Raw genomic sequence first — 7,367 nt, forward strand, 5'->3', positions numbered from 1 at the left:
GTGTTTTGCCCGGCTCGGGCTATCGAAAGCGCACCCGACATCAGGTTCGGCGTGCGCTTTTTTGTGTCCGATGTGCAGGTGCGCTGAGCATGCTTACTGCGGGAGATGACGATGAGTGCGACATCCCACACTGACGCGGCCGCTATGTTTCTAAAGGGCGTGAAGGTTCTTGATCTGAGCCGGCTTCTGCCCGGTCCTTTTGCGTCGCTCCTGCTGGCGGATATGGGCGCGGATGTGCTCAAGGTTGAGGACCCGCAAGGGGGTGATTACGCGCGTTATTATCCGCCCCTGGTCGATGGGGTGGGAGCGCTATACGCGAGTGTGAATCGCTCGAAGCGCTCCATGACTCTGGACTTAAAACGTGCGGAGGGGCGCGAGGTCCTGGAGCGGCTCCTGGAGGATTGCGACGTGCTTCTGGAGAGCTTTCGGCCGGGGGTGATGGCCAGGCTGGGGCTTGACCCCGAGAGGTTAAGAAAGCGCTTTCCCGGGCTTGTGATCTGCTCAATCTCAGGTTTCGGGCAGAGCGGGCCGGCTCGCGAGCGGGCTGGCCATGACCTGAACTTTGTGGCGCGCGCCGGGCTCCTTGCCCAGAACGCGCGGGCCGGGGAGGCACCGGTGGTACCGGGCTACCAGGTGGCGGATCTGGCCGGGGGGGCGCTCTACGCGGCGCTGGGGATGTGCGGGGCGCTCTTTGCCCGAAGCCGCACCGGAGAGGGGGCGTGGCTGGATATCTCGATGAGCGAGGGGGCGCTGAGCCTGATGGCACCGGCGGTGGCGATGCGGGCCGCCGGCGATCCGATGGCCCCGGGGGAAGGTATGCTCAGCGGGGGGCTTCCCTGCTACCGCGTCTACGAGACGGCCGATGGGCGGTATATGGCGGTGGCCGCGCTGGAGCCGAAGTTCTGGGAGGCGCTGGTCGGGGCACTGGAGCAGCCGGAGCTCTCGGGCCGGGGAATGCTCAGCGGTGAGGATGGCGAGGAGGTCGCGTCTGCACTTGCGTCGATCTTCCGAAGTCAGCCGCAGGCCCACTGGGAGCGTGTGCTCGGGGAGGTGGACTGTTGTGTGGAGCCGGTGCGTGAGCTTGCAGACGTGATCGATGATGCGATGTACAAAGCTCGAAACACGTTCTTTGAGCTGCAAGGGGTGCGCCAGGTCCACTCTCCGATCCGCGTTGCCGACGGTAGAGACGCCGGGGGGCATCGCCCGGCTCCGCAGCACGGCGAACATACGGAGGAGGTGTTGAGCGCTCTGGGGTATGAGCGCACAGCGATCGCCGCGCTTCGTCAGCAGGGTGTCATTGCCTAAGGCACCGAAGATGTCTCGGGGAGCGGTGGCGGGAGTAGCAGACCGTAGATGCCTGCCCCCTCACCAGCAGCGAGTGTGCCGGGACGCCAGGCGCTGCCCGCACCCACGGCGCGCCACGAAGGACCGGCTCCGAATTGCGGCAGGGCGATGAGGCGAGGCGCGCTATCGGTGGTGTTCTCAGACGCGATGGCGTCCGTGGCGAGTGCGCCCATGGTGACATAGAGTTCCGTCATCGCCCGAAATTCACCCGGGTCGATCGGACCGTGTTCCTCGTGTGCTTCGGCAAGAAAGTCCACGGGAAGCAGCGCAGTGCGTGCCGGGGCGTCGTGGGCGGTGGGGCCGCTGAAGATGCGCGCGGGCAGGGGGTAACGGGTTGTCTCAAAGACGTCCGATGGACCGAAGAGCGCCGGCGCCAGAGATACCGCGATCAGGGCCGCGATGATGGGCCACATCGCTCGGGCGAAGCGTGGCGCGATGGAGGTGCGCCGATCCGCCAGTCGGGCGATGCCCGGAGCGCTCAGAATCGCCAGGGCAGCGATGGCAAGCGCGCTCATCTCCACGCCCCAGGCCGAGGGCCCACGCGCAAGCCAGGGTAAAAGCACGCTGGCGATAAAGAGCGCAGCGAGCGCCCGGGCCAGCCGAAGCTCAACCAGCTTACCCCAGGGGCGCGCCAGATAGAGTCCGAAGATCGCTGTGACGAGTACGGCCGGAGAGGTGGCCTCCACCCAGCTCATCAGCCCGATCGTCAGAGGGGGGCGTGCCGGCGGGTAGGTATGCCCGCGGAAGACAAGCTCGGGGCCGCTGGCCAGCAGGGGGTCAAGAAAGACGTCGGGAAGCGAGGTGGCCGGATCGGGCCAGAAGCCCGGAAAGGCCAGGAAGAGCCCGGTGCCGAAGAGGAGAATGAGCAGATGATCCAGGCGAAGGATGATACCACCGGCCTTGTCGCGATCGCCGAGAAGTTCAGCAGCCACGAGAAGAATCGCCAGCGCAAACGCCCCGATCCAGCTGAGCCCGAGCATGGCGAGCAGCACCGCTGCGGCCGCGATGCCGAGCGGGTGAATGGTTGGCGAGGTCCAAAGCCAGAGAAATATCAGGGTGAGCGTGACGATCACCGCGTCCGGCGCATGTGCGCCAAAGAGGCCCAGCCAGGGCAGCGAGCAGAGGACCATCAGGGATGCGACCACGGCGCTGCGAGGACCGCCAAGGCGAAGTGCCATCGCGCCGACGAGTGTGGTGGAGATGGCAGCGCAGGCCACGCCGAGAAGATGCACGACTCGGGCGGCGTGTTCGGGGGTGATGGCGCTGATGAGGGTCGCAGCCAGGTCGGCAGCGTAGATCCCCTCACGGGCGAAGAGCACTCCGAGATCGCCGGAACGCAGCCCGTGGGCGCGCGTAAGCCCACGCGCAAGCCAGGCGATTCCTTCGGGCGTGGTGCCGCGGTAGCCAATGATGGCCACGAGGATCGTCGTAAGTATGCCAATCGCCAGGAGCAGCGCACGGTTCGACAGGGGAAAGGGCGGTGCAGTTGCGGATGGCATCAGCGGTACTCGAATCGGTAGCAGAAGTGACGACGGCCGGGCTCGGTGGCGGTGATGTCCAGTCTCAATGAGGCTGTCTCTCTCTCGGTTTGCAAGGGGAGCACTTGCCAGCCGCGCCGGTCGTGATGGGTGTGGTGAAGCTGAACCTCACCCCAGGTCACACGCACTTCGACGGGCACCCGTGTACCGACCGAAGAGTCGCGAAGACCTGTGAGCAGTGTAAGTGTACGGCCCTGATCATCGCGGGTGGGCATCTCGGGGTAGGTGATGCGAAGCGTCTTCCCGGGCAAGGGATGAGCCCAGTTGCAGGTGGCGCTTACGCCATCGATCTCGACCTCGCGCGGACCCGGACGCATCCAGTCAGGTTCACCGCATCGTGCAAAGCCGGCATCATCGCGAGGGCAGGGAGTCGCCTTGCTCCGGGCATCCATGGTTTCGACGCGAGCCAGATCAAAGAGGGGGAGCGTGCTCAGTGTGGCAGGTTCCCAGATCGTCCAGCCGTCCTGCGTGGCCGCGCGAGTCATCCCGGCACGTTCAAAGCGCTCGGCTTCGTCCCGGTAGCTCAAAACCAGTGAGCTCGGCGGCCAGCTGGAGAGCAGCGCCACGGGTCGCATGGCAACGTCTTCATCGGTACGCAGCGCGCGGTACGCGACGTGATGGGTCGCAAGTACGATCGGGGCCGGATGCTCTGCCAGCATCCCGGCGAGTTCCTGAGGGAGGGGAGGCGCATGGTCGCGGGGAAAGAGAAGGGCCATCGCGAATCCGGCTGCCGCCAGGATCAGCGCGAGAATGGCGATTCTCGATGAGCGTTGCGGAGCATCAGTCGACATCCCAGAAGATCTCCCGAGGTTGCCAGCGGTAGGTTTTGAGGTCGCAGCGCCCGTCCTGGTCGAAGTCTACGCCTTCAGCTTCCAGGAGCGCGCGTTGCAGTTCAGCGCGCCCCAGATCGCCTTTAAACGAGATACGGCCCTGCGCGTTGATAACCCGCTGCCAGGGAAGCTCTCCGAAGTTATCCAGAGAGTGGCGTAGCAGCGTTCCGACGGCGCGCGCCGCTCGCGGGCTGCCTGCGTAGCCGGCGATCTGACCGTAGGTCGCCACGCTCCCGAATGGGATGCGGGTCACGAGCCAGTACACGCGCTGGGTGAAGTCGTCCTGGCTCATCGCGTTGGGACCTCGATGAGTTCGTCAGCGCGCAGGCCAAAGTCGTCAACCCATGCGTCTCTGGGCGCTATGTCGTGCGGTGTGGTGCTCCAGCTGGGATGCCACAGGAGCAGATGACGCGCTTCATCGCCGGAGGTGGTTGCGATCAGGGTGTACGTCCAGGCATCCGTGCGGAGGATCGCCCGCTGGCAGGAGGGGCCGCAGGACTCGGTGGTGCGGGTCGACTCGGAGAGCGCCGGGAGCTGCTCGGTGTAGCGCTCCATGAGACGGGTCAGGTAGGCGTCGGCCGGGAGAGCGTAGGTTAATGGCTCTGCCAGAGCGTGTCCTTCGATCAGCGAAAGGGGAGCGTTGATCGCTCGGAGTTGAGCGTATCGGGGCTCGCCGGAGGCATCGGTAGGATAAAGTGGGACGACGCTCGGAGCGCCGAGTGCCTGGCCGAGGGGGAGGTCGGAGGGCGGGTTCTCCGCTGGCTGCAACTCGGGAGAGATGCCACCGGTCAGGGCCTTGAGCGTCTTTCTGACGCGCGCGGCGTCACCCTCGTTGGTGTTCTGCAAACGCACCACCCATGCTGCGTCGATGGTGGTCGTGAGCAGTGCGTGACTCAGAGCCTGATCGTCTCGCCGTTGTATGATCCACCATTGCCCGGGACCGGCGGGCTCGATGCTAAAGGTGTCACGGACCCTGGCGAGTCCGTCGCGTTGCAGCATCAGCCGGAAACGTGTCAGTGCTTGCGCTGGCGCGTAGGCGTGCTCCAGTCGGTAGAGGGATGCCGTACTTCGGCGCCCCTGCGCTTCGAAGAGCGCAGGGGCTTCTGCCTCCACCGGATCAAAGCTCATCGGTGTCCGCCAACTCAGCGCCTCGGTCGGGTGCGACTGCACGCTGGCGCATGCCTGCAACGCCAGCGCCAGCACAATCGCGCCCCCGCGTACCGGACCGATGCGTGATCGTAGAGGTTCAGGCATTGCCGACGTACTCGCTGTAATAGGCGAGCCCCGTCTGAAGGCGCGCGATGGCAACGTCGCGATCGAAGGTCGCAACGAGCTCGTAGACCGAGGGGCTGGTTGTCGCTCCGGTTAGTGCGATGCGGGTGGGCTGTGCGACCTTTGCCATCCCGAGTTCAAACTCGGCCATCACCTCTTTATAGACGGCCTCAATGGCGTCAGCGTTCCAGGCTTCAAGCGCGCTCAGTCGCTCGACCAGCGCACCAAAGCCCTCAAGGCCGCCCGCTTTCAGCCACTTCTTGGAGGCCTTCTCATCGTAGGTCACGTCTTCCGTAAAGAAGTAGTGACTCTCTTCGGTGAGCGCGATCATGGTGTTGACACGGTCGCGCATCAACGCGGTGATGGCGATAAGGCGATCATTGAGTTCGACCGAGTACCCGGCCTCTTGAAGGTAGGGCAGCCAGCGTTTTGCCAGCTCCTCGGGTGAAAGACGCTTCATCCACTCGGAGTTCACCCACAGGAACTTATCCTGATCAAAGGTGGAGGAGCTGCGTCCTACATGGTCGAAGCCGAAGAACGACTCGAGTTCGCCCATCGTGAAAATCTCCTGATCGCCGTGCGACCAGCCCAGGCGGCTGATGTAGTTGACGATCGCCTCCTGGAGGAAGCCCTGCTCGCGGTATACCTGCACCGAGGCCGAGCCCTTGCGTTTGCTCAGCCCGTCAATAAGCGGCAGGTGTCCGAAAGTCGGGATATCGAAGCCCAGTGCCTTGTACACCGGGATCTGCCGGAAGGTATTGTTGAGGTGGTCGTTGCCCCGGATCACGTGGCTGATGTTCATGGTGGCATCGTCGACCACCACCACAAAGTTATAGGTGGGCGAGCCGTCGCTGCGCGCGATAATGAAGTCGTCGAGCTCTTTGACGTCGACGGTAACCGTGCCCTGCACCATGTCGTCGATGGTGAGCGTGCCCTCCAGAGGCATTTTAATTCGAACGACGTAGGGCTCGCCATCGGGATGGTCGCTGCGATCTCGCCATTTGCGCGAGTACATCGGCTTACGGCCTTCAGCCAGGGCCTTCTCACGGTCGGCCTCAAGCTCTTCCGGTGATGAGAAACACTTATAGGCGTGGCCGGCAGACAACAGCTCCTCAATCTTCTCCTTATATAGGTCGAAACGCTGCGTCTGGTAGTAAGGCCCCTCGTCAGGAGTCATGCCCAGCCACTCCATGGCGTCAAGAATGACCTGGGTGTACTCGGGCTTGCTGCGCTCAAGGTCGGTGTCTTCGATGCGCAACACGAAGGTTCCACCTTCTTTGCGCGCGAAAAGGTAGTTGAAGAGCGCGGTGCGCGCCCCGCCCATATGGAGGTATCCGGTAGGGGAGGGCGCAAAACGAACGCGAACAGACATGGGAAGCTCCGTCAAAGCTCTTAAAATATCGTCAAGCAGCGCTTCTTCTCAGGCGTCAAATCGCCCGAAAACTCGCCGCGTAAAGGGCACCGAGGCTTCTAACACGCGCTAAAATTAAGGGTCAAGCGGGCCTCCGGCCTCCCGGAGAGAGGTGCCTGTGGAAAACTTCTCAGCGAAATCACTTGACCGAATCCGCGCCATCGCCCATAAAGCGCCTCCCGACGACGAGGGCCGCCAACGCGGCTCAACATCGAAAGGAAAAAAGGATGCAAAAACATCCTTGACGAGGCGAAAGCAACAACGTAGAAACCGCCTCCGCTCAACGCGACGCCAACACGGGCCGCAGCGAGCAGCGTCAACATGAATTTCGAAAGTTTAGAAACTTGAAAAAAACTTCGAAAAACATCTTGACGAGGCGGAGGCAGCAACGTAGAAACCGCCTCCGCTCAGCGCGACGCCAACACGGGCCGCAGCGAGCAACGTCAACATGGATTTCGAAAGTTTAGAAGCTTGAAAAAACTTCGAAAAACATCTTGACAGTACGAAACGCGGAACGTAAGTTCCGCATCCCTCGACGGGGCGCCAAGAAGAAACACGGCGAAACGCGAGGCTCAAGTCGAGCACAAGTGCTCGACGCTCTTTGAAAAGTTCATAGGAATCCAGACAGGGCATGTTCAATGCCTTGTCGGACAGCAAGCGTTTTTACAAGCAAAGCAATGTCAAGAGCTTATGCTGTGCAGGCGGGTTGATGTTACATGACGTGAGCGTACGAACGACAGGTTCTCGTCAAGCGCATGTAACACGAGCGCGAGGCTTTATTTGAAGCGGCAACACTATGATCCGGCAGGGTCGTATCGGGCCGCGTCGCTAAAGTCGAAAGTGTTCGTAAAATAAATCAACACCGATACAACCTGCACTACGAAAACCATCACAACACTTCGACTGCTTAGGTGCAGCGAGGGTGATGGGGATCCTAATCAAACTGGAGAGTTTGATCCTGGCTCAGAATGA

At 62.5% G+C, this 7,367-nt stretch carries 6 protein-coding genes; 1 reads left to right on the forward strand and 5 read right to left on the reverse strand.

Translation table 11 applies throughout. From position 1 onward, the window contains the following. Window positions 1–111 precede the first annotated feature (111 nt). Window positions 112–1,305: a CaiB/BaiF CoA transferase family protein gene (locus EA187_RS11605; RefSeq protein ID WP_206524279.1), complete on the forward strand. Its 1,194-nt coding sequence runs from the start codon at window positions 112–114 to the stop codon at window positions 1,303–1,305. Here EA187_RS11605 and EA187_RS11610 read toward each other — a convergent pair. The 5 genes from EA187_RS11610 to gltX are packed head-to-tail and all read right to left on the reverse strand — an operon-like array spanning window position 1,302 to window position 6,356. Beyond that, the gene (locus EA187_RS11610; protein ID WP_127780350.1) at window positions 1,302–2,843 is read right to left on the reverse strand and encodes a hypothetical protein; all 1,542 of its coding nucleotides are present in this window, start codon (window positions 2,841–2,843) and stop codon (window positions 1,302–1,304) included. The genes EA187_RS11605 and EA187_RS11610 overlap by 4 nt on opposite strands. After that, on the reverse strand, window positions 2,843–3,673 hold the full coding sequence (locus tag EA187_RS11615; RefSeq protein ID WP_127780351.1) for a hypothetical protein: 831 nt from the start codon (window positions 3,671–3,673) through the stop codon (window positions 2,843–2,845). Before EA187_RS11615 ends, EA187_RS11610 begins: the two co-directional genes overlap by 1 nt. Beyond that, entirely contained in the window at window positions 3,663–4,004 is a 342-nt protein-coding gene (locus tag EA187_RS11620; protein WP_115604469.1) for an MGMT family protein, read from the reverse strand. The genes EA187_RS11615 and EA187_RS11620 overlap by 11 nt, the downstream gene beginning before the upstream one ends. Further along, the gene (locus EA187_RS11625) at window positions 4,001–4,966 is read right to left on the reverse strand and encodes a hypothetical protein (protein WP_127780352.1); all 966 of its coding nucleotides are present in this window, start codon (window positions 4,964–4,966) and stop codon (window positions 4,001–4,003) included. Before EA187_RS11625 ends, EA187_RS11620 begins: the two co-directional genes overlap by 4 nt. Beyond that, entirely contained in the window at window positions 4,959–6,356 is a 1,398-nt protein-coding gene (gene gltX / locus EA187_RS11630; RefSeq protein ID WP_164856219.1) for a glutamate--tRNA ligase, read from the reverse strand. Before gltX ends, EA187_RS11625 begins: the two co-directional genes overlap by 8 nt. Window positions 6,357–7,367 lie beyond the last annotated feature (1,011 nt).

The sequence above is a fragment of the Lujinxingia sediminis genome, assembly GCF_004005565.1.
Lineage (GTDB): Bacteria > Myxococcota_A > Bradymonadia > Bradymonadales > Bradymonadaceae > Lujinxingia > Lujinxingia sediminis.

Excerpts from the sequence above, each read along its gene's own strand:
- EA187_RS11605 (WP_206524279.1), top strand. The coding sequence starts at position 112 with ATGAGTGCGACATCCCACACTGACGCGGCCGCTATGTTTCTAAAGGGC.
- EA187_RS11610 (WP_127780350.1), bottom strand. The coding sequence starts at position 2,843 with ATGCCATCCGCAACTGCACCGCCCTTTCCCCTGTCGAACCGTGCGCTG.
- EA187_RS11615 (WP_127780351.1), bottom strand. The coding sequence starts at position 3,673 with ATGTCGACTGATGCTCCGCAACGCTCATCGAGAATCGCCATTCTCGCG.
- EA187_RS11620 (WP_115604469.1), bottom strand. The coding sequence starts at position 4,004 with ATGAGCCAGGACGACTTCACCCAGCGCGTGTACTGGCTCGTGACCCGC.
- EA187_RS11625 (WP_127780352.1), bottom strand. The coding sequence starts at position 4,966 with ATGCCTGAACCTCTACGATCACGCATCGGTCCGGTACGCGGGGGCGCG.
- gltX (WP_164856219.1), bottom strand. The coding sequence starts at position 6,356 with ATGTCTGTTCGCGTTCGTTTTGCGCCCTCCCCTACCGGATACCTCCAT.